Genomic DNA, 24,817 nt, shown 5'->3' with positions numbered 1-24,817 from the left:
CCTTTGGCATCATGGCCACCCGTACGCCGAAAAGCGCATCGAAGGGGCCGGCGAAGCGGTCGGCCTCGGCCCGCTCGACCCCCGCGAAGCGGACCGGCTCGTCGGCGGGGCGTCCCAGGACGAAGGGGCCGTCCGCCGGCCGCAAGCCTTCTGTGACCCACCCCGACCCGATCAGCTGGGTCTTCACGATGATCGGCAAGCTGATCGTCGGCCTCTGGATGCTGCTCGCCAACGGCATCGGGAGCACGGCTCGCGCACTGGGCAAGAACGCCCGCGAGCTGGATCCCGCGCACCGTCGCGACGGCGTGGGGCTGACGGTGCTCGCCGGCGCGATCGTGGTCGCGGCCATGACCTGGCGCAACTCCGACGGCGCGGTCTCCGGCGTGGTGAACGCGACCGTGCGCGGCGTGTTCGGCTCGCTGGCCTGGGCGCTGCCGTTGCTGCTCGGGCTGCTGGCCTGGCGCTACCTGCGCCACCCCGACCAGAACGCCGACACCGGCCGCATGGTGATCGGCTGGGCCGCGCTGCTGGTCGGCGTGCTGGGCGTGATCCACGTGACCAACGACACCCCCTACCCGGCCGGTGAGGGCCAGGGCATGGACAAGGTGTCGCAGGCCGGCGGCATGATCGGGTTCATCGTGTCCGCGCCGCCGATGAGCATCCTGCCGCCGTGGATCACGATCCCGCTGCTGCTGCTCCTGTCGGGGTTCGGCGTGCTGGTGATCACCGCCACGCCCGTGCACCGGATCCCTGAGCGGCTGTCGGAGCTCAAGCACCTGCTGTTCGAGCGGCACGCCGAGCCCGAGTCGCGTGAGCCGGGCAAGAAGCGGGTCAGGACCAAGAAGACCGACGGCGAGCTCGGCGAAACGATCAAGCCGTACGACACGCCGGTGCTGGCCGAGAAGGACAAGAGGCCCGACCACTCGCCCGAGATCGTGCCCGGGCTGACGGACGAGGACGAGCCGCCGGCTCCCGAGGCCGGCAAGAAGCCGGAGCCGCCGCAGCCGACGCCCGCGCCGCGCAAGGTGGAGCAGCTCGTGCTCTCGCCGCAGGCGGGGCCGTACAGTCTGCCCGACCTGCAGTTCCTCAAGCCGGGCACGCTGCCGAAGCCGCAGACCAAGGCCAACACGACCGTGGTGAACGCGCTGACCACCGTGCTGGAGCAGTTCACCATCGACGCCCAGGTGATCGGGTTCACCCGGGGCCCGACGGTGACCCGATACGAGATCGAGCTGGGCCCGGCCGTGAAGGTGGAGAAGGTCACGGCCCTCACCAAGAACATCGCGTACGCCGTCAAGTCGGCAGATGTCCGGATCCTGTCGCCCATTCCGGGTAAGTCGGCGATCGGGGTCGAGATCCCCAACGCGGACAAGGACCTGGTCTCCCTGGGCGACGTGTTGAAGTCCCAAGTGGCGCAGGGCGACCATCATCCGATGATCGTGGGCCTGGGCAAGGACGTCGAGGGCCGCACCATCGTCGCGAACCTCGCCAAGATGCCCCACCTGCTCATCGCGGGCGCGACCGGCGCCGGTAAGTCGGTCTGCGTCAACGGGCTCATCACCAGCATCCTGATGCGCGCCACGCCCGACGAGGTGCGGATGGTGCTGGTCGACCCCAAGCGGGTCGAGCTCAGCGTGTACGAGGGCATCCCCCACCTGATCACCCCGATCATCACGAACCCGAAGAAGGCCGCCGAGGCCCTCGAATGGGTGGTCGGCGAGATGGACCGGCGCTACGACGACCTGGCCGCGTCGGGGTTCAGGCACGTGGACGAGTTCAACAAGGCCGTGAAGGCGGGCAAGCTGCAGCCGCCTCCCGGGAGCGAACGGGTCTACCAGCCGTACCCGTACCTGCTGGTGATCGTGGACGAGCTGTCCGACCTGATGATGGTGGCCCCGCGCGACGTCGAGGACTCGATCGTGCGCATCACGCAGCTCGCCCGCGCGGCGGGCATCCACCTGGTGATCGCCACCCAGCGGCCGTCGGTGGACGTCGTGACCGGCCTGATCAAGGCGAACGTGCCGTCCAGGCTGGCGTTCGCGGTGTCCTCGCTCACCGACTCCCGGGTCATCCTCGACCAGCCCGGCGCCGACAAGCTGGTCGGCCAGGGTGACGCGCTGTTCCTGCCGATGGGCGCGAGCAAGCCCATCCGGATCCAGAACGCGTTCGTCTCCGAGAAGGAGATCGCCGAGATCGTCACGCACTGCAAGACGCAGATGCAGGCCGAATACCGCGATGACGTGGCGGCGGTGCAGGTCAAGCGGGAGATCGACGAGGACATCGGCGACGACCTCGACCTGCTCATCCAGGCCGCGGAGCTGATCGTGACCACCCAGTTCGGCTCGACCTCGATGCTCCAGCGCAAGCTGCGGGTCGGCTTCGCCAAGGCCGGGCGGCTGATGGACCTGCTCGAAAGCCGCAACGTGGTGGGCCCGAGCGAGGGCTCGAAGGCGCGCGAGGTGATCGTGAAGCCCGACGAGCTCGCGGGTTTGCTGGCCGACCTGCGTGGCGAATGACCCCAATGCATGCTCGCTCGGCGGTTACTGGTTGAATATGAACCACTACGCAACGTCGTGGTGGGGCAGTTCAGGCGCCGTGGGGAGGCGTTCACAGTGCAGGAGCAGAGCATCGGGGCCATGCTGGCGGCGGCCAGGCAGTCGGCCGGGCTGACGGTCGCGCAGGTCAGCGCGGCCACCAACATTCGTGAGGCGATGATCCATTGCATCGAGCAGGATGACTACGGCCAATGTGGCGGCCAGTTCTATGCCAGAGGCCACGTCAAGGCCCTGGCCAAGGCCGTGGGGATGGACCCTGAGGCCACGGTCCACCTGTACGACCAGCAGCACGGCGGGGCACCTCAGCCGGTGCGCGCCGCGGCGGTGTTCCAGGCCGACCGGAAGATCAACCTGCCGGAGCGGCGCGGGCCGAACTGGACGATGGCGCTCGGGGTGGCGCTGGCGATCGTCGTGGTCTTCGGCATGATGCGGGTGCTCGGCGGCGCGAGCGACCAGGTGCGCACCGGCGACGTGCGGGTGGCCTCCGCACGGCCCAGCGTGCCGCCCAACAGGCCCATCACCGAGGCGCCGAAGCCCACGCCGTCCAAGACGAGCAAGGGCATGGTGACGGTCAGCATGAGGGCCAAGCGGTCGTCGTACGTGAACGTACGCGACGCCGAAGGGCGCAAGCTGTTCTCGGGGACGCTGAAGGCGGGAAAGACCTCCGTCTGGCGCGCCGCCGATCAGGTGCATGTGCTGCTGGCCGACGCCGGAGCCGTGTCACTGCAGGTCAACGGCAAGAAAGTGAAGAAGCTCGGCGGCCGGGGAGAGACGGTTCGGCGCTCGTTCGGGCCGCCGAAACCGCAGTCACGGTAGTCACCTGGGGATCCGGTGCATCGGGTGGTGGCCAACTCCCGATACCGTAGTGTTCACCATGTCATCCCGCCGAACCGCATCGCTGATCACCCTGGGCTGCGCGCGCAACGAGGTCGACTCCGAGGAGCTGGCCGCGCGACTTGAGGCTGCCGGTTGGCAGCTGGGCGACGACGACCCCGATGTCGTCGTCGTCAACACGTGTGGCTTCATTGACTCGGCCAAGAAAGACTCCATCGACACGCTACTGGCCGCCGCGGACTCCGGCGCGAAGGTGGTGGCCGCGGGCTGCATGGCCGAGCGCTACGGCAATGAGCTGGCCGAGGCGTTGCCAGAAGCCAGCGCGGTCATCTCCTTCGACGACTACGCCGAGATCGGCGGCCGGCTCGACGACGTGCTGGAGGGCCGGCCACTCAAGCCGCACTCGCCGCGCGACCGCCGCACCTTGCTACCCATCTCGCCGGTGGACCGTGCCAGCGCGCCCAAGACGAGCATCCCCGGCCACGGCGACCTGCCCGAGGGCATGGCGCCCGCCAGCGGCCCGCGCGTGCTGCGCAAACGGCTCGACGAGAGCCCCGTGGCCTCGCTCAAGCTGGCCTCCGGGTGCGACCGGCGCTGCACGTTCTGCGCCATCCCGGCCTTCCGCGGCTCCTACGTCTCCCGCAAGCCCGACGAGCTGCTGGCCGAGGCCGACTGGCTGGCCCATCGCGGGGTCCGCGAGCTCGTCCTGGTCAGCGAAAACTCCACGTCCTACGGCAAGGACCTGGGCGACCTGCGGGCGCTGGAGAAGCTGCTGCCCGAGCTGGCCGCGATCGAGGGCATCGACCGGGTGCGGGTGAGTTATCTCCAGCCGGCCGAGCTGCGCCCAGGGCTGATCGAGGCGATCAGCGGCACCGAGGGCATCGCCCCCTACTTCGACCTGTCCTTCCAGCACGCCAGCGGCACCGTCCTGCGCAGGATGCGCCGCTTCGGCGACCCTGAGCGCTTCCTGGGGCTGCTGCGGAGCGTGCGCGAGCACGCCCCGGAGGCGGGCGTGCGCTCCAACTTCATCGTGGGATTCCCCGGGGAGACCGAGGAGGAGTTCGGCGAGCTGGTCGGCTTCCTGGAGGAGGCGCGGCTCGACGTCATCGGCGTGTTCGGCTACTCCGACGAGGACGGCACGGAGGCGGCCGGGCTGCCGGGCAAGCTCGACCAGGAGGTCATCAACGAGCGCGTGCGCGTGCTCACCGAGCTCGCGGAGGAGCTGACCGCCCAGCGCGCGGAGGAGCGCATCGGGACCGAGGTGGACGTGCTGATCGACGACGACCTGGGCGACGGCGGCTACGAGGGCCGGGCCGCGCACCAGGGCCCCGAGGTCGACGGCTGCGTCACGGTGCAGGGCATCGGGCTGGTCAGGGGGCAGATCGTCCGCGCGATCGTGGTCGACGCCGAGGGCGTCGATCTGATCGCGCGCATCAAGGCCGGTCCATGAAAAGGGACGAGCGCCGCGTGGTAAGCCCGTGGAACATCGCCAACGTCCTCACGGTCCTCCGGTTGGTGCTCGTCCCTTTTTTCGTCGTTTGCCTCTTCCTGCCCGGCATGGGCTGGCGCGTGGCCGCGCTGGCGGTGTTCGCGGTGGCCTCGATCACCGACCACTTCGACGGCGAGCTGGCCAGACGCTACGGCCTCATCACCGACTTCGGGAAGATCGCCGACCCGATCGCCGACAAGGCGCTCACCGGCGCGGCCCTGGTGTGCCTGTCGGTGCTCGGCGAGCTGCCCTGGTGGGTCACGATCCCGATCCTCGGCAGGGAGCTGGGCATCACCATGCTCAGGTTCATGCTGCTGCGGCACGCGGTCATACCGGCCAGCTACGGCGGCAAGGTCAAGACCGTGCTGCAGATCGCCGCGATCGTGCTTTACCTCGTGCCCGGCATCCCGGATCCGCTCCGGTGGGTCGGGATGGGGGCGGCGCTGGTGATCACCGTGGGCACGGGCGTGGACTATGTCGTACGCGCCGTCAAGCTTCGGAATGTGGCCAGGCAGGCACGCGGGGAGTGATCTATGGCGGACGTGGCCGGGGTGTTGTCGATGCTGGTGCGCCAGAGCGCCACGGTGGCGGTGGCCGAGTCGCTCACGGGAGGGCTCATCGGGGCGGCGATCACGTCGGTGTCCGGCTCCTCCAAGGCGTTCAGGGGCGGTGTGATCTCCTACGCCACCGAGCTCAAGCACGAGCTGCTGGGAGTGCCTGAGGAGCTCCTGAGGCGCGAGGGGGCCGTGCATCCCGATGTGGCGGCATCCATGGCGGCAGGGGTGGCACGCCTGTGCGGGGCCACCTACGGTTTGGCGGTGACGGGTGTCGCCGGTCCCGAGCCACAGGACGGCAGGCCCGTCGGCACCGTGTACGCGGCAGTCTGCGGACCCGGTGGGCAGATAAGGGCGCGCGCGTTGAGACTTGAGGGGTCGCGCGAACGTATCAGGGTAGAGACGGTGGACGAGGCAGTCGATCTCCTTGCAGGTGTGCTGAAGGCGAACATAAGGGAACATTCCGGGTGATTACCGTGTTACGTCCCGAGCGAACATGCGATGCACGGTCTGACGCGGTGTCGGTGGATACGGGTACGGTGGAGCTGTGAGTGAGGTCCGTGAGCCAACTGCAAGCACCGAGCGCCCGGCAGGCGGGCCTGTTGAGTCGCGCAATGAGGCACGATCGGCGGTCCAGGGTCGGCGACGCCCAATGATGACGGCGAGGAGCATGTACGAAGCGAAGAAGACCAATGTGCGGCACGATCCGATCGCGCGGGGCGTGGTGAAGACATCCGCGCCGGGGAGGGAGCGACAGATGATTCTGCTGCGTCAGCTGCTCGGCGACGTGCTCAGGCGGTTGCGGGTGCGGCAGGGACGCACGCTACGCGAGGTGTCCACTCTCGCGCGCGTTTCACTCGGCTACTTGTCCGAGGTGGAGCGCGGCCAGAAGGAAGCCTCGTCCGAGCTGCTCGCGTCCATTTGCGGCGCACTCGGAGTGCCGTTGTCCCAGGTGTTGCGTGAGGTTTCCGACCAGTTCGCGCTGGCGGAGCTCCAGGCGGCCCCTGTGCTTGCCGACGCACCGGAGCACGAGCGCCTGCCCATGGCGGAGACGGTCACCGGGTCGATTTCCGATTCTGTGTTCCCCGATGTCAAGGACATGGTGGCCGCCTAGCGCGGCTGGCAGTCGGCACACCACAGGATCAGCCGTTCCTGTGGCTGCGCGCCCATCTCCCCTCGGCTGATGCGGGTGCCGCATCGGCGACAGGGTCTTCCCGCCCTGCCGTAGACCCAGGTCTGGTTCGCCGGGCGGCGATCTCCTGTGGTCACCGTGCCCGCATGTCCCTTGTTCGCCTCCAGCAAGCGCTGGGCCAATGACACGAGCCCCCTGAGATCCTCGATCTCCCCGACCCTCTTCCACGGCCAGATCCCGCGCAGGAACAGGGTCTCGGCGCGATAGATCGTGCCGATCCCCGCCAGGTTGCGCTGATCGAGCAGCGCCTCCCCGATGGTCCTGTCAGGTGCCGCTCGCAGCCTTCGCACGGCCTCGTCCGGGTCCCAGTCCGGGCCGAGCAGGTCCGGGCCCAGGTGGCCGACCAGGCGCGCCTCGTCCGCGGTCCTGACGAGGTCCACCATGCCGAGCCTGACGCCCACCGCCTGCCACTGCTCGTTGGCCAGGACCAGCCTGACCAGGTCGCCCGGCGCGGTGCGCCGCCCCGCGGGCTGGATCTGCCAGCTCCCGTCCATCCGCAGATGGGTGTGCACGGTCAGGTCACCCTCCACGCGGGTGAGCAGATGCTTTCCGCGCGAGAGCGTGGTGACGACCGCCCGCCCCGACAGGTCGGCGGTGGCGTGCTTGGGCACGCGGAAATCCGACCTGGTGAGCACGCGCCCGTCCAGCGCGCCTCTCAGGCGGGCGGCCGCGCGATGGACGGCATCTCCTTCAGGCATCCTTCCAGTCTAAGAACTGCTGCGTTTTGACCGGATCGGTGACCATAATGACCATCGAGAAGTAGACCTGGCGGAGGGCTGATCGGGGTTATGCCGGAGATCACGGGTTTACGTGGAGACGACCCCGCCGAGGTCGCCGGTTACCGGTTGACCGGCCGGCTGAGCTCCACGGTGTACGCCGGGCAGTCGGCGGCCGGCGAGACGGTGGCCGTCAGGCTGCTGCCGGCCGAGATGGATCCCGAGCCGTTTCTGCGCACGATCGAGCCGCTGCAGGCGCTCTCCGCCGTCAGCACCGCGCAGATCCTGGCCACCGGCCTGCTGGGCGAGCAGGCGTACGTCGTCAGCGAGTACGTCGACGGGCCTGCCCTGGAGGCGGCCGGGCGGACGCTGAACGGGGTCGCTCTCTACCGGCTGGCGGTGGGCACGATCACCGCGCTGGTCGCCGTCCACCAGGCGGATCTGGTGCACGGCGACATCCGGCCAGGCAACGTGCTGCTCGGCCCCGACGGCCCCCGGGTGATCGACGTGGGCCTCGAACGGGCGATGGCGGCGTCGGCCATCTCCACCAGAAAGGTCGCCGTCCCCGCCTACACCGCCCCTGAACGGCTGCGCGGGGCCCCGCCGCGACCGCCCGCCGACGTGTTCTCCTGGGCGGCGACCATGGTGTTCGCGGCGAGCGGATCCGCGCCGTTCGAGGGCGGCTCGATGGCCGGGACCGTCGATCGGATCGTCAACGGCGAACCCGACCTGCCCGACCTCGGCGAGCTGCACGGGCTGATCGCGGCGTGCCTGGCGAAGGACCCGGCCACGCGACCCGCCGCCAGCGACGTGCTGCTGCGGCTGGTCGGGCAGACCTCGTACCTGACCGGGCAGGTGGTGACCGGCGAGCCGCCCTCGCGGCCGACGGAGCCGCCGCCGCGCCGCCGCGTGAGCCTGCTGCCGCTGGCGGCCGCGTTCGTCGTGGGGGCGCTCGTGTCGGGCGCGGGCGTCTACGCCGTGACCGGCGGCAACGCGCCCGCCAGGACCGTGACCGCCGCGACGTCCCCGGCCAGCCCGGCGAGCCCGGCGAGCCCGGCGAGCCCGGCGGCCACCCCGACCATCACGTCGGCGCAGACGGAGGCCCCGCTGGAGAAGGTGGAGAAGAAGGCGGCCACGGAGACGAAGCTGCCGACGATCGGCGTCACCCTGCACGAGCACCCCAACGACCCGGTACGCCTGGTGTCCTACGTGGAGTCGACCGGCTCCTTCACGTCCTACGCGCGGGAGAAGAGCGGCACGTTCAAGGCCGTGGGCGTGACCGAGCAGCCGCTCCTGTCGCCCGGCGGTGACTGGGTGGCGCTCAATCCGCTGCTGAAGTTCCAGGGCTCGGAGCTGGATCAGGTCAAGTTCACCAAGTTGTCCACGGGCGAGTCGTTCGTCGTCAGCACGGTCAAGAAGCCGCTGCAGTCCCTGATCCCCGTCTGGTCCAGGGACGGCGGCAAGCTGCTCCTGTCCGTCTACAACCGCGAGAGCAAGCCGGCCCGGCTCGTGGGCTTCGTGGTCATCGATCTGGCCACCAGGAAGGCCGTGCACGTCGAGACCGAATATCTCGACGACGCCACCCTGACCTACACCTTCGCCCCGGACGGCACGATCGCCCGCGGCTACTGGGACGGCAAGCGCGGCGGGATCGAGTATTACGACATGGTGGGCCAGGTCACGAAGACCATGCACTGGGTGGGGCTGCCGCGCGGCGCGTCCTGGTTCTCCCCGTCGGGCAAGAGGTTCGCCACCGTCTGCCCGGACGGCAAGAGCTTCTGCGTCTGGGACACCAAGGGCGGCGCCAGGCAGGCGACGGTGCCCTTCGGCCACAGCAACGGCAGCTTCCTCGGCTGGTTCAACGAGACCCATCTCCTCGTGCAGGATCCGGGCAAGAAGAAGGGCACCCAGGTCGTCAAGATCATCGACCTGGTCGGCGTCACCGAGCGGGTGCTGGCCGACTTCGCGAAGGACGATCCCGCGCTCATCCAGTTCGCCCGTGTGCAGGGCCGATGAGCCCGCTGATCGCGAGCGATCCGGTGCGGATCGGCGGCTATCGCGTCGCCGGGCGGCTCGGTGAGGGCGGCCAGGGCGTCGTCTACCTCGGCGAGTCGCCTGACGGGGGCCGGGTGGCCATCAAGATGCTCGGCGCGGGGCTGGACGACCCCGACGCCCGTACGCGCTTCCGGCAGGAGATCGGGTACGCGCGGCGGGTCAAGGCGTTCTGCACCGCGCAGGTCTTGGAGGCGGGGGAGCTCGGCGGCACGCCGTACGTGGTGAGCGAGTACGTGGACGGCCCCTCGCTGGCCCAGGTGATCCGGGAGCGGGGCGCGCTGGGCGGGGCGGAGCTGCGGCGGCTGGCGATCGGGACGCTGACCGCGCTGTCCGCCATCCACCAGGCGGGGGTCGTGCACCGGGATTTCAAGCCGGGCAACGTGCTGCTCAGCAGGGACGGGCCCAGGGTGATCGACTTCGGCATCTCCACGGCGCTGGAGGAGGCGGAGGTCCGGGACGAGCACCTGGTGGGGACGCCGCCGTACATGGCTCCCGAGCAGTTCGGCGGCCGTCGCGCGGGGCCCCCTGCCGACCTGTTCGCCTGGGCCGCGACCATGGTGGCCGCCGCGACCGGGAGCCCGCCGTTCGGGACGGGCGACCTGCCCGCGCTGATCAACCGGATCCTGCGCGCCGAGCCCGATCTCGGCGACCTCGACGGCGATCTGCGGGAGCTGGCGGCGCGCTGCCTGATCAAGGAGCCGGGCGCGCGGCCCGTCGCGACGCGGGCGCTGCTCGCCCTGCTCGGCCATCGCGTGCCTGAGCAGGCGCTGCGGCACACCGGTGAGCAGGCGTTGCTGGCCGAGGGGCAGCAGTCGGCGGCGCCTCCCGCGCGCCGCAGGAGGTGGCCGGTGATGGCCGGGACGGCGGGGCTCGCGGTGGCGGTCGCCGCCGCGCTGCTCCTCCTGCGTCCCGCGCCGGAGCCGCCCGCGCCCACGCCGACGCCGACACAGGCGCCGCTGCCGGCACCTCGGGAGGGGCCGCTCGCGCTCACCTCCGTGTCGGAGCTGAAGCTGCCAGACACGGACGTCACGCTGCACGAGAACCCCGCCGACCCCGTATGGGTGTCCTCCTACCACGACCAGCGTCCGAGCGGCGGCTACCCGTCGTACACGCGGGACGCGGCCACCGGGGCCTTCTCCTTCTTCGGCAACTTCGACGAGCCGATCGTCTCGCCCGGAGGCGGCTACGTGGCCTCCCTGTCGGCCACGCGCTTCAAGCGGACCGACTTCGAGACCATCCGGCTGCGCGACCGCGCCACCGGCCGGGACCGGGACGTGCGGACCGTGGACAAGCCGGACACGCTGTTCCGGCCCGTCTGGTCCGCCGACGGGCGGCGGGTGGTCGCGACGATCATGCGGGACAACCGGGCGCGCGGCTTCGTGGTGGTGGACGCGGTCGCCGGCTCGGTCAAGGTCATCCGCGTGACGGGCACCGAGGGGGCCACGTACGCGTGGGGCTCCGGCGGCGGCAGCGTGCTGCACCAGGCGCCCGGCGGGGCGATGCGGGCGCTCGACCTGGACGGCAGGGTGCTGCGTACGTATCAGAGCGTGGGGGAGCCGCTTCCCGGCGGTGCGGCGAAGACGACGTTCGGAACGGTCTTCGCCACGAAGTGTGTGGATAATTCGCGAAATATTTGTCTTTGGGATGAGAAGAGCGGTGCCAGGAAGGGCGCTATCCGGCTGGCGAAGGGCGTCTCGTTCCGCGGCTGGCTCGACGAGGGCCACTTCCTGGCGACCAGGGCCGGCGGCAAGAAGGCCGACGTCCTCCTGATGGACGCGACCGGCCGGGTCGCGCGCGTCCTCGCCGACGGGCCCGCCGCCGAGATCGACCGCGTCGCGCTGTGGTTCACGCGGCGGTGACCCACTCGTCCACCAGGGCGCAGAGCTGATCCAGGGCCTCCTCGACGCGGGTCCGGTCACCGGTGGTCAGGAAGTCGATCTGCAGCCCCGTGTACGCCGCGTTGGCCAGCGTCGAGATGCGCAGGGCGGCTGCCTCGGGAACGCCGCGATCACGCAGCAGGCCCGCCACGAACTCCGACCGGTCGGCCAGCAGCCGCGGCACGTGGCCGTGCAGCCGCCCGCCCGCGGCCAGGCCCTCGATCTCGTGGATCAGGCGCGCGACGGGCAGGTTCGGCTCCTCCATCTGCCAGTCCCAGGTGCGGCGGATGATCGTGCCGACGCTGTCGGAGCCCGTCCAGCCGGGCAGTGAGCGCAGCCAGGCGCGGTGCCGCTCGTCCAGGCGCTCCATGGTGGCCGACAGCAGGTCCTCCTTGTCGGCGAAGTGGTGGGTCAGCACGCGGGTGGACTTGCCCAGGTGCTCGGCCAGCGGGCGCATCGAGAGCGTGGACAGGCCGTGGCCCGCCAGATAGTCGACGATCTGGTCGAGCAGCTCCGCACGGCGGGCCGGATCGGCGGTCCTGGCCATTCGGCGCTCCCTTTGACGGCATTGGGGTGACGACTGTTACCGTATCTGGGAAACGACTGTTACCTTTATCGAGGGGGACCCATGATCGAGGGCGTGCGGGAGCGGGCCCGGCTGCCTACCTGGCTGTTCGCGCTGGTGTTCACCACGTTCGCCTTCGCCACCGACGACTACGTGATCGCGGGCGTCCTGCCGGCGATCTCCGGGGACCTCGGGGTCAGTGAGGCGGCGGGCGGGCAGCTCGTCACCGTGTTCTCGCTGGCGTTCGCGCTGGCGGCCCCGGTCGCGTCCGTGGTGAGCGCCACCTGGTCCAGGCGCGGGCTGCTCACCTGGGCCCTGGCGCTGTTCGTGGCGGCGAACTGGGCGGCGGCGGGCACGACCTCGTACGCCGTGCTCATGGGGCTGCGGGCGCTGGCCGCGCTGGCCGCGGCGGCCGTGGTGCCCGCCGCGTACGCCATCGCGACCTCCCTGGCTCCCGAGGGGCGTCAGGGGCGTTATCTGGCGCTGGTGATGGGCGGGCTGACCGGGTCGCTCATGCTCGGCGTGCCCATCGGCACCTGGGTGGGCGGCGCGTTCGGCTGGCAGGCCACGTTCGGGCTGGGCGGGCTGCTCGGGCTCGTGGCGCTGGTGTGGATCCGGGTCACGCTGCCGGTGCTGCCGCGGGCGCAGGCCATGCCGGTCCGCGAGCGGCTGGCGCCGCTCGGCCGGCCTCAGGTGCTGCTCGGCCTGCTGGGGATCGTGGCGATCGTGCTGGGGAGCATGATGCTGATGACGTACCTGGCGCCGTTCCTGCGGGACCTGGCCGGGGCCGGGCCGGCCGAGCTGGGCTGGGTGTTCGCGGCGGCCGGGCTCGCCGGGCTGGCCGGTGGGCAGCTCGGCGGGCGGGCCGCCGACCGCTGGGGCGCTGACCGGGCGCTCATCGCGGGCGTCGCCGGGTTCACCGGGGTGATGGCGGTCTTCACCGTCTGCTGGCTCCTGCGGCCGCTCGCGTTGCTCGCGCTGTTGCCGCTGCTGCTGGTGTGGGCGGGTGTGTCGTGGTGGATCCCGCCGCCCGCGCAGACCCGGCTGCTGGCGCTGGCCGGTCCGGCGGGGCCGCAGGCGCTGGCGCTCAACAGCAGTGCCGTGTACGTCGGGGTGTCGGGCGGGGGTGCGCTGGGCGGGCTCGTGCTGGAGAGCCATGGCAGCGGCTGGCTGCCTGCCGCGGCGGCCCTGGTCGAGCTCGTCGCCCTCGGGCTCTTCTGGACGGCGAGCAGACTACGCGCCTGATCCGCGCGCGGACTGGCTGCGCGGCTGCTTCGTGGGGCCGGTGGACTGCGGGCCTGGTTCGCGCGGCCCGGTCGGTACGGTGGGGTCAGTCCCAGGCGGCGGGGTCGGCGGCGAGGTGGCGGACGCGGTCGGGGAGCGCGCCCGTGGCGACCTGCTCCAGCGTGACCTCCTCCAGGATGGCGCGCTCGGTGGCCCGCAGCGCGATCCACACCTGCTGCAACGACTCGGCGGGACCCCGGTAGCCGACGTGCTCGGGGCGCTCACCGCGCACGTTGGCCAGCGGGCCGTCCACGGCCCTGATCACATCGGCCAGCGAGATGTCGGCGGCGGGCCTGGCCAGCACATAACCGCCCTCTGGCCCCCGCTGCCCGCGCACGAGCCCGGCGCGGCGCATCTGCAGCAGGATGTTCTCCAGGTATTTGGGCGGCATGTCCTGTTCCTTGGCGAGCTCGCCCACGGTAGTCGGACCGGCACCCGCTGCGGCGAGTTCGGCGGCGGCACGGAGAGCGTAGTCGACACGAGCGGAGAGGCGCATGTTCTCGATTATCCCTCCTGGTCAACACTGGTTAGGCGCAAGGTCGTCAGAACGGGCAGGTGATCCGAATACGGCAGGCGCGGGGCCTGTGCGGATAACGCCGTCAACCCCTTGCTGATCAGCACGTGATCGATGCGCTCCACAGGCGCGTCGGCCGGCGAGGTGGGGGGATCTCCCAGCGCGATCAGGGGATCCGTCAGCCCGGCCGCCGTCAGGACGCGCATCGCCGGGTCGCCGGGACGCAGGTTCAGGTCGCCTGCCAGGATCACCGGCCGCTTGGTCTGCCCGGGGGCCGAATTCTGCCACCCGGCGGCGCTCGCGCCTTTCCCGGCGGCGAGGCCGGCCACGATGGCGGCCACCTCCGGCGCCTGGCCCTCAGGGGCCTGCAGGTGGGTGTTGACGATGCCCACCTGCCTGCCGCCCACCTTCAGGACGATGGCCTGCGCCTGCGCCCCCGTCGGGTAGCCGTGCCGGCCGAGCGCGTGCGAGTGGACCTCCTCGACCGGGAGGTTGGTGAGTAACGCGTCGCCCCACACGTTGTCGGCCGCGCGCGCGAAGTAGTAGCGCATGCCCAGGCCGCGGGCGATCGTGGCCAGGTCGTCGTGGCCGCCGTTCAGCAGCCAGCCGCGATCGACCTCGCTGAGCAGGACGACGTTGGGCTTCTGGGCGGCCGCCCACGCGGCGATGTCGGTGAGCGACAGCCGGCCGTCGAGCCCGAACCCCATCCGGATGTTGTACGTGATCAGCCGGAACGTGTCCGACTGCGACACCTGGGTCTGGGGGATCGGCGGCGCGGCGGCGACCACGAGGACGGGCGCGAGCACCATCACCGCCGTCAGCGTCCGCCATGAGAGGCGTGCGGACTCGCGCGGCGGGCCGGGCCGGCGGACGATCATCGTGACGGTGTTGAGCCCGGCTATCAGCCCGGCCACGATGATGATGATCAACCCGTTGGGAAAGCCGAGGTTCAGATCGTAGGCGGCGTAGTAGGTGAAGACGCCGGCGAGGAAGACGAGCGTGCCGCAGAGCAGCCACAGGCCCGGCCGCCGGGCGCCGGGATACTCGGGGCGGGTCGTCCCGGCGAGCTGGGCGCCGAGCCACATGATCATCAACGCGGCCTGGGTGGGGCCGGCCGAGCCGGAGGACTCCGGCAGCATCGCGAGCACCGACGAGATCACCAGCAGGGCGCCGGTGATGAGGTCGAAGATCGGGACGAATGCCGGTCTGAGGGCCTGGAGCGTGCCCGACACCAGGCCGAGGGCCAGCAGGCCCACGCTGGTCGCCGCCTCCCACCAGGTCGTGGGCCCCTCGGGCGCCTTCGCCCAGGCGGTGGCGACCACGCCCACCAGCAGCAGGACCGGACCGAACAGGAACCAGGTGACAGCCGGAGCGCCATCAAAGGGCGCAGGGGCGGGCGGGACGCGATCACTCGGCACGGGGGCGGGCGGGAGGCGGTCGGTGGGGGTGGGCGGGGCCGGGGTCAGGGAGGTGGTCAGCAGGGTCAGGAAGGCCAGGCACAGGGTCGCCGCCGCGACCCAGGCGGCGACGCCGTCCCGCCAGACCACGTCCACCCCGTCCAGCAGCAGGTGGACGAACACCGACAGCGACAGGCCGCCCATGATGCCCACCGGCACGGCCCGCCGGGGCACCGTGTACGCGCAGCCGTACAGGAAGACCAGTCCGGCCGTGACGCCGGCCGAGGCGACGTAGAGCTGGCCGACGCCGGCCTGCAGCAGCACCCGCGCCAGCACGAGCGCCGCCGCGCCGCCGATCAGCGCGTGACGCGGCTTGAGGAGCAGCGCGAGGAACGGCAGGACGAACCAGGCGGCGGCGTACAGACCCATCAGCTCGGGAGGCGTCTCGCCCGCGCGCCCGAAAAGCGTGATCAGCGACGGCAGGAACACGCGCAGAACGTCGAACAGGACTACGATGCCGAGCGCGAGCATGACGGCAGGACCCCGCGGGATGGTCATGAGCCATACTCGTGTTCACCTGCGGCGGGGGGCAAGAGCCGGAGCGCTAAACTTCCAACAACCTTTTCGATAACGGTCATTCGATGCGACGGCGGGATTCAGCGTGGAGCGACGCCCTGGTGTGCCCAGACTGCTCAGGGAGATCAACGACCGGGCCGCGCTGGAGCTGTTGCTGGCCACCGGCCCGATGACGCGCGGCCAGATCGGCGACCTGACCGGCCTGTCCAAGGTCACGGCCTCGCAGACGCTGGCCAGGCTGGAGGAGCGCGGCCTGGTCGAGGTGGTCGGCGAGCAGGCCGGCGGGCGCGGCCCCAACGCCGCCCTCTACTCCGTGATCCCCTCCAGCGCGTACGTGGCCGGTCTCGAGGTCGGGCCCGAGCTGATCTCCACCGCCATCGCCGACATCCACGGCCACACGATCGCCGAGGTCACCGTCGAGCCCGACGACGACGACCCCGTCTCCGTGGTGCACGGCGCGATCGTCAAGGCCTGCCGCAGCGCCAAGGTCAGCATCGCCAAGCTGCGCGGCGTCGTGATCGGCACGCCGGGCGTGGTCGATCCCCGAAGCGGCGACGTGCGCTTCTCCTTCGACCTGCCCGGCTGGCACGAGGGCATCCACGAGGCCCTGGCCGGCGACCTGCGGCGCGAGGTGACGATCGAGAACGACGTCAACCTCGCCGCCATCGCCGAGCGCGCGGACGGGGCCGCTCAGGGCCTCGACGACTTCGTGCTGCTGTGGTCGAGCCGCGGTCTCGGCATGGCCGTCATGCTCGGCGGGAAGCTGCACAGGGGGCGTTCTGGCAGCGCGGGGGAGATCGGCTACCTGCCGGTGCCCGGCGTGCCGCTGCCCGAGGACATCCGCACCCTGCCGGGGCGGCTGCCCTCGCTGGCGGGCGGCCTGCAGTCGCTGGTCAGCGCCGAGGCGGTGGCCGAGCTGGCGAGGAGCTACGGGTTCGCCGCCGAGAGCGCGGGCGAGTGCGTCAGGGTGGCGGTGGCCGCGGGCGCGCAGGGCGAGCCGCTGCTCGACGAGATCGCCAACAGGCTCGCCCTCGGGGTCGCCGCGGTGTGCGTGATCCTCGACCCCGGCCTGGTGGTGCTGGCCGGGGAGGTCGGGCACGCCGGTGGCGCCGCGCTGACGTCCCGGGTGGAGGAGGCGGTGGCCAGGATCTGTCCCGTCCGTCCCCAGATCGTCACCACGACGGTGACCGACAAGAACCCGGTGCTGCGCGGCGCCGTCCTGGCCGCCCTGGAGCGGGCACGCGAAGAACTCCTCGTGCCCTGAGGGCCGTCAGGCGATGAGCAGGACCTGACGGCCGTCAGGCGGCGAGCAGGACCTGACGGCCGTCAGGCGGTGAGCAGCTCCACGGCGGCCTGGGCGTTGGCCCTGGCCGCCCCGTACGTGGCGATGTAGGCGGCGCTGTCGGGCCGCCAGACGGGCAGCCCCATCTCGATCACCGTCGCGTCAGGGCGCGCCGCCACCAGCGCGGAGACCAGTTCCTGGCTCGCACGGTGGCGGTGCGCGTCCTTGACCACGACGACCAGGGACCGGTTCGCGGCCTTGGCCAGCAGGTCAGGGACGTCGGCGGCCGCGGGCTCGACCCGGACGATCTCGGCGTCGGGCAGCCACGGGCCCACACCCCACGGCACGTCGCCCACGGCGATCGTCGGCGGGGTGTCCACCTCGATCACCAGGGGTTCGACCAGGGGCTCCGTCTCGCCGGTCAGCCGCACGGCGCGGCGCGCGGCGTGCAGGCCGACCACGTTCTGCTCGGCGGTGACCTGCTCGGGCGTCCCGAACCAGGTCCGCAGCGCCGCGACGCGCGCGGCGGCCTCCTCCAGCCGTTCGAGCGGCAGGCGGCCTTCGCGCACCGCGGCGACGATCTCGGCGATGATGGCCTGGATGTCGTCGTATGTCGGCAGCGGGCCCAGGCACAGCAGGTCGGAGCCGGCCGCGATGCTCAGCACGGCGCCGCCGGCCAGGCCCACGCTCCTGGTGATCGCGTGCATGTCGAGCGCGTCGGTGATGACCACGCCGTCGTAACCGAGCTCGCCCCTGAGGAGCCCGGTCAGCGCGGCGCTGGACAGGGTGGCGGGCGTGTCGCCCGTCACGGCCGGCACCGCGACGTGCGCGGTCATCACCGACTTGGCCCCAGCGCCGATGGCGGCGCTGAACGGGACCAGCTCACGTGCCCGCAGCACGTCCAGGCCGACGTCCACCACGGGGACCGCGAGGTGCGAGTCCACCCGGGTGGCGCCGTGTCCGGGGAAGTGCTTGACGCAGGCGGCCACGCGCACCGCCTGCAACCCCTGGACGGCCGCCACCGTGTGCCTGGCGACCAGCGCCGGATCGCTGCCGAACGACCTGGTGCCGATCACCGGGTTGTCGGCCTCGGTGTTGACGTCTGCGCTGGGGGCCATGTCCAGATTGATGCCGCAGGCGGCCAGCTCCGAGCCGATCGCGCGGTAGACCCGGCGGGTCAGCTCGACGTCGTCCACCGCCCCCAGAGCCGCGTTGCCCGGGTACGGGCTGCCGACGTGATAGGCCAGCCGCGTGACGTCCCCGCCCTCCTCGTCGAGCGAGATGACGGGCTCCCCGGCGCCCCGCAGCGCGGTGGTCAGGTTCCGCACCTGGCCGGGATCGGCCACGTTGAAGCCGAAGAGCGTGACTCCGCCCAGGCCCTGCTCCAGCTCGCGCAGCACCCATCCGGGCGCGGTGGTTCCCTGGAAGGCGACGAGCAGCGTGCCGGCCGCGAGACGGCGCAGCCCCCGATCACTCTGACTCATGGCTCCTCATCAGTTTTCCGGCGGTTTTCCGGGCAGTTTTCGGGCAGTTTTCGGGCATGGCCGCGTACGGCATTCGCGTGCCGTACGCGGACCTCGTGGTTTGTCAGCCCTTCACGGCGCCGGCGACCAGGCCGGAGACCATGCGGCGTTGAACGAGCAGGAAGAAGATGACGACCGGGATGGTCATCATCGTGGAGCTGGCCATGATGGCGCCCCAGTCGGTGCCCTTCTGCCCGAAGAAGTACTGCAGGGCGACGGGCATCGTGTACTTGGTCGGATCACCGATCAGGTACAGCGCCATGATCAGCTCGTTCCACGCGGTGATGAACGAGAAGATGCTGGTCGCGACCAGGCCCGGGGCCACCAGGGGGAAGAGCACCTTCCAGAAGGTGGTGAGCCGGGAGGCCCCGTCGATCCAGGCCGCCTCCTCCAGCGACTTGGGCACGGCGGCGACGAACGTGCGCAGCATCCAGATGCCGAACGGCAGCGTCAGGGCCACCTGAGCGACGATCAGGCCCAGGAGCTGGTCGTACAGGCCGAGGCGCTTGACGCTGAGGAACAGCGGGATGAGCAGCGCCTCGGCGGGGATCATCTGTGCGACGAGCAGCAGGGCGAGGAACCCCGTGCGGCCCTTGAACCGGAACCGGGCCACCGCCGTGGCGGAGAGCAGCGCGAAGACCGCGCCGATCAGCACCGTGCCGAGCGCGACGATGGCGCTGTTGCGCATGTACAGCCAGATCGAGTGCCCGGCCACCCCGTCGGTGAGGACCCGTTCGATGTGCTCGAAGGTGAACTCGGTGGGGAACGGGATGAAGTCGGTCGTGAAGATCTGGTCGTTCGTCTTGAAGGCGGTGGAGACCATCCAGTAGACCGGGAACGTCGCCACCAGGAAGACCAGCACACCTGCCGTGTTGAGCGCGATCCTGCCCAGGCGCTTGCGGGCCAGCGGGGTCATCACAACTCCTCCTGCTTGAACATCTGCCGGATGTAGGCCGCGGTGACGATGAGCAGGATCACCGTCAGCACCACCGCGATCGCCGCTCCCGAGCCCATCTTGGGCGGCGCCTTGAACGCCTCGGTCACCGCGTACATCGACAGGTTGTACGCCTCCCGGTTGGTCGTGCCGGCCAGCACGTACAGCTGGGCGAAGACCTTGAAGTCCCAGATGATCGACAGCACGGTCAGCACCGCGAACACCGGCTTCAGCAGCGGGAAGGTGATCTTCCTGAACGTCCGCCACGGGGTCGAGCCGTCGACCCTGGCGGCCTCGTACAGCTCGGCGGGGATGCCCTTGAGCCCGGCGAGCACCGAGACGGCGACGAACGGGAAGCCCGCCCACACGACGCAGACGATCAGCACCATGTAGATGGACCAGGCGTCGTTGAGCCACGGGACGCCGCTCCAGTCGGCCCGGCCGAACAGGGCGGAGGACAGCCAGTCGGGCAGCAGGTTGAGCGCCCAGTTGATGATGCCCGCCTCGGCGTCGAAGAGCCGGCGCCAGATCACACCCTGGGCCACCGGCGGGACCGCCCAGGCGAACATGATGCCGATGACGACGAACAGCGACATCTTCTTGCCGAGCCGGTTCAGCAGGACGCCGACGGCGGTGCCCAGCATGAGCGTGAGCGGCACCGCGATCACCGCGAAGACCACGGTGTTGCGGAGGGAGGACCAGAAGATGTCGTTCTCGAGGATGTTGGTGAAGTTCTCCAGCCCCACCCAGGTGGCGGGCTTCTTGCCGGAGATCTGGACCAGGCCCACCTTCTGGAAGGCGATGGTCACCATCTGGACCAGCGGGTACAGCAGCAGCGCCCCGATGACCAGCAGACCGGGAATCAGCAGAATGTAGGGGATGGACCAGGCGGGGAGCCCACTCGATCGCTGCGGTGGGCGTGCGCGGCGCCGCCCCGGGGTGGAGGAACGGCCTCCACCCCGGGGGAGCGTTGACGTGTTCGTCATAGGACTCAGGACGCGTTGAGGATGTCTTCGAGTTCCTTGTTCGCCGCGGCCAGCGCCTCATCCGCGGACGCCTTGCCCTCGATGACCTTGCGGGCCGCGTTCTGCAGCACCGCCTTGGTCTCGTTGGCCTCGGTCCACTGCGGGTCGGCCGGGAAGGCCTTGGCCTTGGCGAAGGCGGCCGCGAACGGCGCCTGTGCCGGGTCGCTGGACAGCGCGGCGAGGGCCTCCGGGTAGACCGGGAGCAGGCCGCCGTCGGTGGCGTACTTGACGCCCCACTGCTTGCCGGAGGCGAGCTTCACGAACTCCTTGGCGGCGTCCTTCTCCTTGGCGGTGCCCCAGACGGCGATGTCGTTGCCGCCGAGGAACGACTGCGCCTCGCCGCCGTCCTTGGAGGGAAGCGGGAAGAAGGCGAGCTTGTCACCCTTGATCTTGCCCTTGCTCTCCTCCTCGATGGTCGCGAGGTCCCACGAGGCGGTGAGGTACATGCCGACCTTGTTGTTGGAGAAGCGCGTACGGATCTCCGTGGTGTTCTGGTTCAGCCGCGCCTTGCTGGACAGGCCGTCGGTGACCAGGGCGGTGTACTGGGCGAAGCCGGCCTTGAACGCCGGGTCCGTCAGCTTGCCGACCCACTTCTCGCCCTCCTTGACGGCGTAGTCGCCGCCGGCGGTCCAGGCGAGGGCGCCGAGCAGGTGGTTGGCGTCGGAGCCGCCGTTGAAGGCGAACCCGTCGACGTCCTTGCCCTTCTCGGCCTGGATCTTCTTGGCCGCGGCCATGAGCTCGTCCCAGGTCTTGGGCACCTCGATCTTGAGCTCCTTGAACCAGTCGGTCCGGTAGAGGACCGCCCGGCTGCCGCCGCCCCACGGAACGGCGTAGGTCTCGCCGTCGATGGTCTCCAGACCCATCAGGTTCTTGGGGATCTGCGCCTGGTCACCGGCTGCGACGATGTCGGTGATCGGCTCCAGGGCCTCCTGGCTCTGCCAGAGCGGCACCTGGTCGTTGCCGATCTCGGTCACGTCGGGGCCGGAGCCGCCCGCCGCGGCGGCCGTGAACTTGTCGTTGACCTGCGGCCACGGAATCCACTCGACGGTCACCTTGGCGCCGGTCTGCTTCTCGAACTCGGCGACCAGCTCGTCGGTGTACTTCTTGGCGTCAGGGTTGCTGTCGCCCAGACGCCAGAAGGTCAGCGTCTTGCCCGCGTACTTGGGGCCGCTCGCGCTGGCGGCGGCGCTGGGTGAGGACGTGGGGGGCGTTTCACTTGACCCGCAGGCGGCCAGGCCCAGGGCCAGCGCGGCCGTGGTGACCGTAGTGGCCGTGATCTTCGCGATCCTCACAGGGTTCTCCCTTCCCGGGTGCTGGCCTACTGTCCGCACCAGGCTGATCGTCAATGCCGAACGATGCTGCTAAACTAACAAGAAACTTTCTTAAAAGAAACGCTCGTTAGCCGATCGTGACGAGAGGGGGCACGTCGATGAGCCGAGACCCGGGAACACCCCGGTTGCTCCGCCGGTTGAACGACCGTGCGGCGCTCGAACTGCTCCTCGGGGACGGTCCCCTCACCCGTGCCGAGCTTGGCGAGCGGACCGGGCTCTCCAAGGTAACCGCAGGTCAGCTCCTGGCTCGCCTGGAGGAGCGAGGGCTCGTGGAGGTCGCGGGAGAGCGCGCGGGGGGCAGGGGCCCGCACGCCGCCCTGTACGCAGTGGTTCCGTCGAGCGCGTACGTCGCCGGACTCGAAGTCCTGCCCGACAGCCTCAAAGTGGGTGTGGCGGACATCACAGGGCGGATCGTGGTCGAGATCACCCTCAACCCCTCAGACAGCCGTGATCCGGTCAAGGCGGTACACGCGGCACTGCGGCGCGCCTGCGACACGGCGAACATCAGCCTGGCGCGGCTGCGCGCGTTCGTCATCGGGACCAGGGGCGTGGTCGACCCGGTCAGCGGGGACGTGCGCTGGTCGTACGACCTGCCGGACTGGCACATCGGCGTGCTGGCCAGCCTGCGCGCGACGCTCGGCACCTCGGTGACGATAGAGAACGACGTCAACCTGGTCGCGCTCGCCGAGCACAGGTACGGCGCGGCCGTCGGCTACGAGGACTTCGTGGTGATCTGGGCGGGCGTCGGTCAGGGCCTGGGCGTCATGCTGGGCGGCAAGCTGCACCGGGGCATCACCGGGGGAGCGGGCGAGATCGGCTGGCTGCCGGTGCCGGGCGAGCCGCTGCCCGCCGACGTCTCGCAGCCGCAGTCGGGCTCCTTCCAGCGCCTGGTGGGCCACGCCGCGCTGCGCGGCCTGGCCGAGGCGCACGGCGTGCTCGGCAACACCGTTCCTGACCTCGTGCGCGGGGGCGACGAGGGCTATCTGGACGAGGTGGCGGGCCGGCTGGCCGTGGGCGCGGCGGCCGTGACCGTCGTGCTCGACCCCGGGCTGATCGTGCTCAGCGGCGAGATCGGCAGGGCCGGGGGCGCGCGGCTGGCGGCCAAGGTCCAGGAGGCGGTGGCCCGCGTGTGCCCGAGCCGGCCCGCGGTGGTCACCACCAAGGTGGCGGGCAACCCGGTGCTGCGCGGCGCGCTCGTCGCGGCGCTCGACCAGGCCCGGGAACAGGTTTTCTCCGACACTGTGTGAGAATTTCTGCCCATGTGGCAGTCCCCGAATGATGTCGTGCTCATCTCGGACCCCCTGGTAACCGGGATCCCGGTGATGGAGAGCGGTGAGCCGCTGGCCGACGTGCGCGGGCGGCTGCGCGTGGACACGCGGCTGGCCGACGACGCGGGCGCGTACGCCCACCTGCGCTCCGGCCTGCTCGACCGGCTGGAGCGCGCGGAGCGCCGGCTGCCCGGCGGCTATCACCTGCTGATCGTCGAGGGCTATCGCCCCATCGCGACGCAGCGCCGGATCTTCGACGCGTACCGGGCGGAGCTCCACACCACATTCCCTGAAATGTCGCCCGAAGAGTCGTATGTCGCGGCCAGCCGGTACGTCTCCCCGGTCGAGGTCGCCCCGCACACCGCCGGCGCGGCCGTCGACCTCACCCTGTGCGACCCCGACGGCGTGGAATACGACATGGGCACCCAGGTCAACGACAACCCGGAGCAGAGCGACGGCGCCTGCTACACGGCCGCCCCCGGCATCTCCTCCGACGCCCGCGCGCACCGCAAGCTCCTCGCCGCCGCCCTGGAGCCCGCAGGCCTGGTCAACTACCCCACCGAGTGGTGGCACTGGTCGTACGGCGACCGCTACTGGGCCATGGTCACGCGATCGGCCGCCGCCCGGTACGGACCTGTCGCCTTCCCCGCCTGACAACCGCTTGTCGGAGGGGTTTTCCACCGGGTGTGGTACGGGCACAACCTCGTTTGGAGACTTTTGGACTCCCCAGCGAGGTGTGTGCATGGTTCCGTTGATCGGGATCGAAGAGGAATACCTCGTCGTCGATCCCCGCACCCGTCATGTGGCTCCCCGAGCGGCCGAAGTCCTGGCCGCGGCAACGGACGTGCTGGACGTGGTGCATGAAATCACCCGATTCCAGGTGGAGGCCCGCACGCCGCCCTCCGCCGACCTCAGCGAGCTGGGCTCGCAACTGCGGGCCGCGCGAAAGGAGGTGGCGGCCGCCGCCCGGTCGTGCGGACTGGCCGTCGTCGCCAGCGGCATCCCCGTGCTGGGGAACGTCGTGCCGCCGCCGCTCACCGAGGACGACCGCTACCAGCAGGGCAACCAGCTCTACCGCGCGTTGCAGGACGAGATCAGCATCTGCGCCCTGCACGTGCACGTGGACGTGCCCGACGAGGAGCACGCCGTCTATGTCGGCAACCATCTGCGCCCCTGGCTGCCGACGCTGATCGCGCTGGCCGCCAACTCGCCGTTCTTCGTGGGGCGCGACACCGGTTACGCGTCCTGGCGGGTGATCAGCTGGGGACGCTGGCCGGTGTCGGGCGCGCCCCCCTACTTCTCGTCGTTCGGCGACTACGAGCTGGCCCTGCGCACGCTGACGGAGTCGGGGGTGCTGATGGACCCGAAGACCGTGTTCTGGGACGCCCGCCCGTCGCCCCGGCTGCCCACCGTGGAGATCAGGGTGGCCGACGTGCCGCTCGACGTGAGCGACAGTCTCACCCTGATCGGGCTCATCCGCGGGCTGGTGGTGACCGCGCTGGCCGCCGTGAAGAGCGGCGACCGGGGGCTGCCCGTACCGTCGGAGGTGCTGCGGGCCGCCTACTGGCGGGCGGCCCGCGACGGGCTGCAGGGCGACAGCCTGGACGTGCGGCACGGCGCGCTCGTGCCCGCCGCGGTGATGGCCGGCCGTCTCCTGGAGCACGTACGCCCGGCGCTGGCCGAGGCCGGCGACCTGTCGTTCACCCAGGAGGGGCTGGACCGGCTGCTGCGCACGGGCTCGGGAGCCACGCGCCAGCGCCGGGTGCACGCGCGGGAGAACGACCTGGCCGAGGTGGTGGACGACCTCATCGAGGCCACCGTCGCCTGACGCGCTCGCCCTGGTACA

The 24,817-nt window shown here is 70.8% G+C and carries 21 protein-coding genes; 13 read left to right on the top strand and 8 right to left on the bottom strand.

Annotated features, from left to right (window positions below; all coding sequences use genetic code 11):
* The first annotated feature begins 11 nt into the window (after positions 1 to 11).
* The 6 genes from ABEA43_RS47190 (at position 12) to ABEA43_RS47165 (ending at position 6,546) form a co-directional block, all read left to right on the top strand.
* A complete protein-coding gene (locus ABEA43_RS47190) occupies positions 12 to 2,516 on the top strand; it encodes a DNA translocase FtsK (protein ID WP_345572624.1) in 2,505 nt (834 codons plus the stop codon).
* 96 nt (positions 2,517 to 2,612) lie between these two features.
* On the top strand, positions 2,613 to 3,371 hold the full coding sequence (locus tag ABEA43_RS47185; protein ID WP_345572623.1) for a helix-turn-helix domain-containing protein: 759 nt from the start codon (positions 2,613 to 2,615) through the stop codon (positions 3,369 to 3,371).
* A 58-nt stretch (positions 3,372 to 3,429) separates the two neighbouring features.
* Positions 3,430 to 4,839, top strand: coding sequence for a 30S ribosomal protein S12 methylthiotransferase RimO (gene rimO / locus ABEA43_RS47180; RefSeq protein ID WP_345572622.1), 1,410 nt, complete (start codon positions 3,430 to 3,432; stop codon positions 4,837 to 4,839).
* Positions 4,836 to 5,408 (top strand): CDP-diacylglycerol--glycerol-3-phosphate 3-phosphatidyltransferase, encoded by a 573-nt coding sequence (pgsA, locus tag ABEA43_RS47175; protein ID WP_345572621.1) that lies wholly within the window; start codon positions 4,836 to 4,838, stop codon positions 5,406 to 5,408. The genes rimO and pgsA overlap by 4 nt, the downstream gene beginning before the upstream one ends.
* A gap of 3 nt (positions 5,409 to 5,411) precedes the next feature.
* The gene (locus tag ABEA43_RS47170) at positions 5,412 to 5,903 is read left to right on the top strand and encodes a CinA family protein (protein ID WP_345572620.1); all 492 of its coding nucleotides are present in this window, start codon (positions 5,412 to 5,414) and stop codon (positions 5,901 to 5,903) included.
* Between the two features lie 286 nt (positions 5,904 to 6,189).
* Positions 6,190 to 6,546: a helix-turn-helix domain-containing protein gene (locus ABEA43_RS47165; RefSeq protein WP_345572641.1), complete on the top strand. Its 357-nt coding sequence runs from the start codon at positions 6,190 to 6,192 to the stop codon at positions 6,544 to 6,546.
* Here the strand turns inward: ABEA43_RS47165 and ABEA43_RS47160 are convergent.
* Positions 6,543 to 7,322, bottom strand: a complete 780-nt coding sequence (locus tag ABEA43_RS47160; RefSeq protein ID WP_345572619.1) for a DNA-formamidopyrimidine glycosylase family protein — start codon at positions 7,320 to 7,322, stop codon at positions 6,543 to 6,545. The genes ABEA43_RS47165 and ABEA43_RS47160 overlap by 4 nt on opposite strands.
* Before the next feature lie 90 nt (positions 7,323 to 7,412).
* Between ABEA43_RS47160 and ABEA43_RS47155 the strand changes: the two genes are divergently transcribed.
* Together ABEA43_RS47155 and ABEA43_RS47150 are read left to right on the top strand one after the other, a co-directional pair.
* Positions 7,413 to 9,356, top strand: a complete 1,944-nt coding sequence (locus ABEA43_RS47155) for a protein kinase domain-containing protein (protein ID WP_345572618.1) — start codon at positions 7,413 to 7,415, stop codon at positions 9,354 to 9,356.
* Positions 9,353 to 11,254 (top strand): serine/threonine protein kinase, encoded by a 1,902-nt coding sequence (locus ABEA43_RS47150; protein WP_345572617.1) that lies wholly within the window; start codon positions 9,353 to 9,355, stop codon positions 11,252 to 11,254. Before ABEA43_RS47155 ends, ABEA43_RS47150 begins: the two co-directional genes overlap by 4 nt.
* Here ABEA43_RS47150 and ABEA43_RS47145 read toward each other — a convergent pair.
* Positions 11,241 to 11,819, bottom strand: coding sequence for a TetR/AcrR family transcriptional regulator (locus ABEA43_RS47145; protein ID WP_345572616.1), 579 nt, complete (start codon positions 11,817 to 11,819; stop codon positions 11,241 to 11,243). The two genes, ABEA43_RS47150 and ABEA43_RS47145, sit on opposite strands and share 14 nt — an antisense overlap.
* A gap of 81 nt (positions 11,820 to 11,900) precedes the next feature.
* Between ABEA43_RS47145 and ABEA43_RS47140 the strand changes: the two genes are divergently transcribed.
* Complete coding sequence (locus ABEA43_RS47140; protein ID WP_345572615.1) at positions 11,901 to 13,082, top strand: MFS transporter; 1,182 nt, start codon at positions 11,901 to 11,903, stop codon at positions 13,080 to 13,082.
* Positions 13,083 to 13,167: 85 nt separating this feature from the next.
* Here ABEA43_RS47140 and ABEA43_RS47135 read toward each other — a convergent pair whose 3' ends face one another.
* Positions 13,168 to 13,617 carry an RrF2 family transcriptional regulator gene (locus ABEA43_RS47135; protein WP_345572614.1) on the bottom strand — a complete coding sequence of 150 codons (450 nt, stop codon included), beginning with the start codon at positions 13,615 to 13,617 and terminating at the stop codon, positions 13,168 to 13,170.
* Positions 13,618 to 13,625: 8 nt separating this feature from the next.
* A complete protein-coding gene (locus ABEA43_RS47130) occupies positions 13,626 to 15,590 on the bottom strand; it encodes an endonuclease/exonuclease/phosphatase family protein (RefSeq protein WP_345572613.1) in 1,965 nt (654 codons plus the stop codon).
* A 103-nt stretch (positions 15,591 to 15,693) separates the two neighbouring features.
* On the opposite strand from ABEA43_RS47130, the gene ABEA43_RS47125 reads away from it, so the two are divergent.
* Entirely contained in the window at positions 15,694 to 16,872 is a 1,179-nt protein-coding gene (locus ABEA43_RS47125) for an ROK family transcriptional regulator (RefSeq protein ID WP_345572612.1), read from the top strand.
* A gap of 62 nt (positions 16,873 to 16,934) precedes the next feature.
* Here the strand turns inward: ABEA43_RS47125 and ABEA43_RS47120 are convergent, their stop codons facing one another.
* From ABEA43_RS47120 to ABEA43_RS47105, 4 genes are all read right to left on the bottom strand, one after another.
* Positions 16,935 to 18,374, bottom strand: a complete 1,440-nt coding sequence (locus ABEA43_RS47120; protein ID WP_345572611.1) for a glycoside hydrolase family 3 protein — start codon at positions 18,372 to 18,374, stop codon at positions 16,935 to 16,937.
* A 103-nt stretch (positions 18,375 to 18,477) separates the two neighbouring features.
* A complete protein-coding gene (locus ABEA43_RS47115) occupies positions 18,478 to 19,329 on the bottom strand; it encodes a carbohydrate ABC transporter permease (RefSeq protein WP_345572610.1) in 852 nt (283 codons plus the stop codon).
* Positions 19,329 to 20,333, bottom strand: coding sequence for a carbohydrate ABC transporter permease (locus ABEA43_RS47110; protein ID WP_345572609.1), 1,005 nt, complete (start codon positions 20,331 to 20,333; stop codon positions 19,329 to 19,331). Before ABEA43_RS47110 ends, ABEA43_RS47115 begins: the two co-directional genes overlap by 1 nt.
* A 5-nt stretch (positions 20,334 to 20,338) precedes the next feature.
* Positions 20,339 to 21,664, bottom strand: coding sequence for an extracellular solute-binding protein (locus ABEA43_RS47105; RefSeq protein ID WP_345572608.1), 1,326 nt, complete (start codon positions 21,662 to 21,664; stop codon positions 20,339 to 20,341).
* Between the two features lie 137 nt (positions 21,665 to 21,801).
* On the opposite strand from ABEA43_RS47105, the gene ABEA43_RS47100 reads away from it, so the two are divergent.
* From ABEA43_RS47100 to ABEA43_RS47090, 3 genes are all read left to right on the top strand, one after another.
* On the top strand, positions 21,802 to 22,950 hold the full coding sequence (locus tag ABEA43_RS47100; protein ID WP_345572607.1) for an ROK family transcriptional regulator: 1,149 nt from the start codon (positions 21,802 to 21,804) through the stop codon (positions 22,948 to 22,950).
* Positions 22,951 to 22,986: 36 nt separating this feature from the next.
* Positions 22,987 to 23,625 carry a M15 family metallopeptidase gene (locus ABEA43_RS47095; protein WP_345572606.1) on the top strand — a complete coding sequence of 213 codons (639 nt, stop codon included), beginning with the start codon at positions 22,987 to 22,989 and terminating at the stop codon, positions 23,623 to 23,625.
* Between the two features lie 88 nt (positions 23,626 to 23,713).
* A complete protein-coding gene (locus tag ABEA43_RS47090) occupies positions 23,714 to 24,799 on the top strand; it encodes a carboxylate-amine ligase (protein ID WP_345572605.1) in 1,086 nt (361 codons plus the stop codon).
* Positions 24,800 to 24,817: the final 18 nt, after the last annotated feature.

Origin of the sequence: Nonomuraea rosea, assembly GCF_039539705.1 — a bacterium.
In the GTDB taxonomy this organism is placed as follows: Bacteria; Actinomycetota; Actinomycetes; order Streptosporangiales; family Streptosporangiaceae; genus Nonomuraea; species Nonomuraea rosea.
Note: the sequence above shows the minus strand (reverse complement) of the source record. Positions and strands in the feature narration are given on the sequence as shown.

What these genes read in the sequence shown, in the direction of transcription:
- ABEA43_RS47145 (WP_345572616.1), bottom strand. Translation starts at nt 11,819, where the DNA reads ATGGCCAGGACCGCCGATCCGGCCCGCCGTGCGGAGCTGCTCGACCAG.
- ABEA43_RS47160 (WP_345572619.1), bottom strand. Translation starts at nt 7,322, where the DNA reads ATGCCTGAAGGAGATGCCGTCCATCGCGCGGCCGCCCGCCTGAGAGGC.
- ABEA43_RS47135 (WP_345572614.1), bottom strand. Translation starts at nt 13,617, where the DNA reads ATGCGCCTCTCCGCTCGTGTCGACTACGCTCTCCGTGCCGCCGCCGAA.
- ABEA43_RS47170 (WP_345572620.1), top strand. Translation starts at nt 5,412, where the DNA reads ATGGCGGACGTGGCCGGGGTGTTGTCGATGCTGGTGCGCCAGAGCGCC.
- ABEA43_RS47115 (WP_345572610.1), bottom strand. Translation starts at nt 19,329, where the DNA reads ATGACCCCGCTGGCCCGCAAGCGCCTGGGCAGGATCGCGCTCAACACG.
- ABEA43_RS47140 (WP_345572615.1), top strand. Translation starts at nt 11,901, where the DNA reads ATGATCGAGGGCGTGCGGGAGCGGGCCCGGCTGCCTACCTGGCTGTTC.
- pgsA (WP_345572621.1), top strand. Translation starts at nt 4,836, where the DNA reads ATGAAAAGGGACGAGCGCCGCGTGGTAAGCCCGTGGAACATCGCCAAC.
- ABEA43_RS47155 (WP_345572618.1), top strand. Translation starts at nt 7,413, where the DNA reads ATGCCGGAGATCACGGGTTTACGTGGAGACGACCCCGCCGAGGTCGCC.
- ABEA43_RS47120 (WP_345572611.1), bottom strand. Translation starts at nt 18,374, where the DNA reads ATGAGTCAGAGTGATCGGGGGCTGCGCCGTCTCGCGGCCGGCACGCTG.
- ABEA43_RS47100 (WP_345572607.1), top strand. Translation starts at nt 21,802, where the DNA reads ATGAGCCGAGACCCGGGAACACCCCGGTTGCTCCGCCGGTTGAACGAC.
- ABEA43_RS47090 (WP_345572605.1), top strand. Translation starts at nt 23,714, where the DNA reads ATGGTTCCGTTGATCGGGATCGAAGAGGAATACCTCGTCGTCGATCCC.
- ABEA43_RS47130 (WP_345572613.1), bottom strand. Translation starts at nt 15,590, where the DNA reads ATGACCATCCCGCGGGGTCCTGCCGTCATGCTCGCGCTCGGCATCGTA.
- rimO (WP_345572622.1), top strand. Translation starts at nt 3,430, where the DNA reads ATGTCATCCCGCCGAACCGCATCGCTGATCACCCTGGGCTGCGCGCGC.
- ABEA43_RS47150 (WP_345572617.1), top strand. Translation starts at nt 9,353, where the DNA reads ATGAGCCCGCTGATCGCGAGCGATCCGGTGCGGATCGGCGGCTATCGC.
- ABEA43_RS47190 (WP_345572624.1), top strand. Translation starts at nt 12, where the DNA reads ATGGCCACCCGTACGCCGAAAAGCGCATCGAAGGGGCCGGCGAAGCGG.
- ABEA43_RS47110 (WP_345572609.1), bottom strand. Translation starts at nt 20,333, where the DNA reads ATGACGAACACGTCAACGCTCCCCCGGGGTGGAGGCCGTTCCTCCACC.
- ABEA43_RS47165 (WP_345572641.1), top strand. Translation starts at nt 6,190, where the DNA reads ATGATTCTGCTGCGTCAGCTGCTCGGCGACGTGCTCAGGCGGTTGCGG.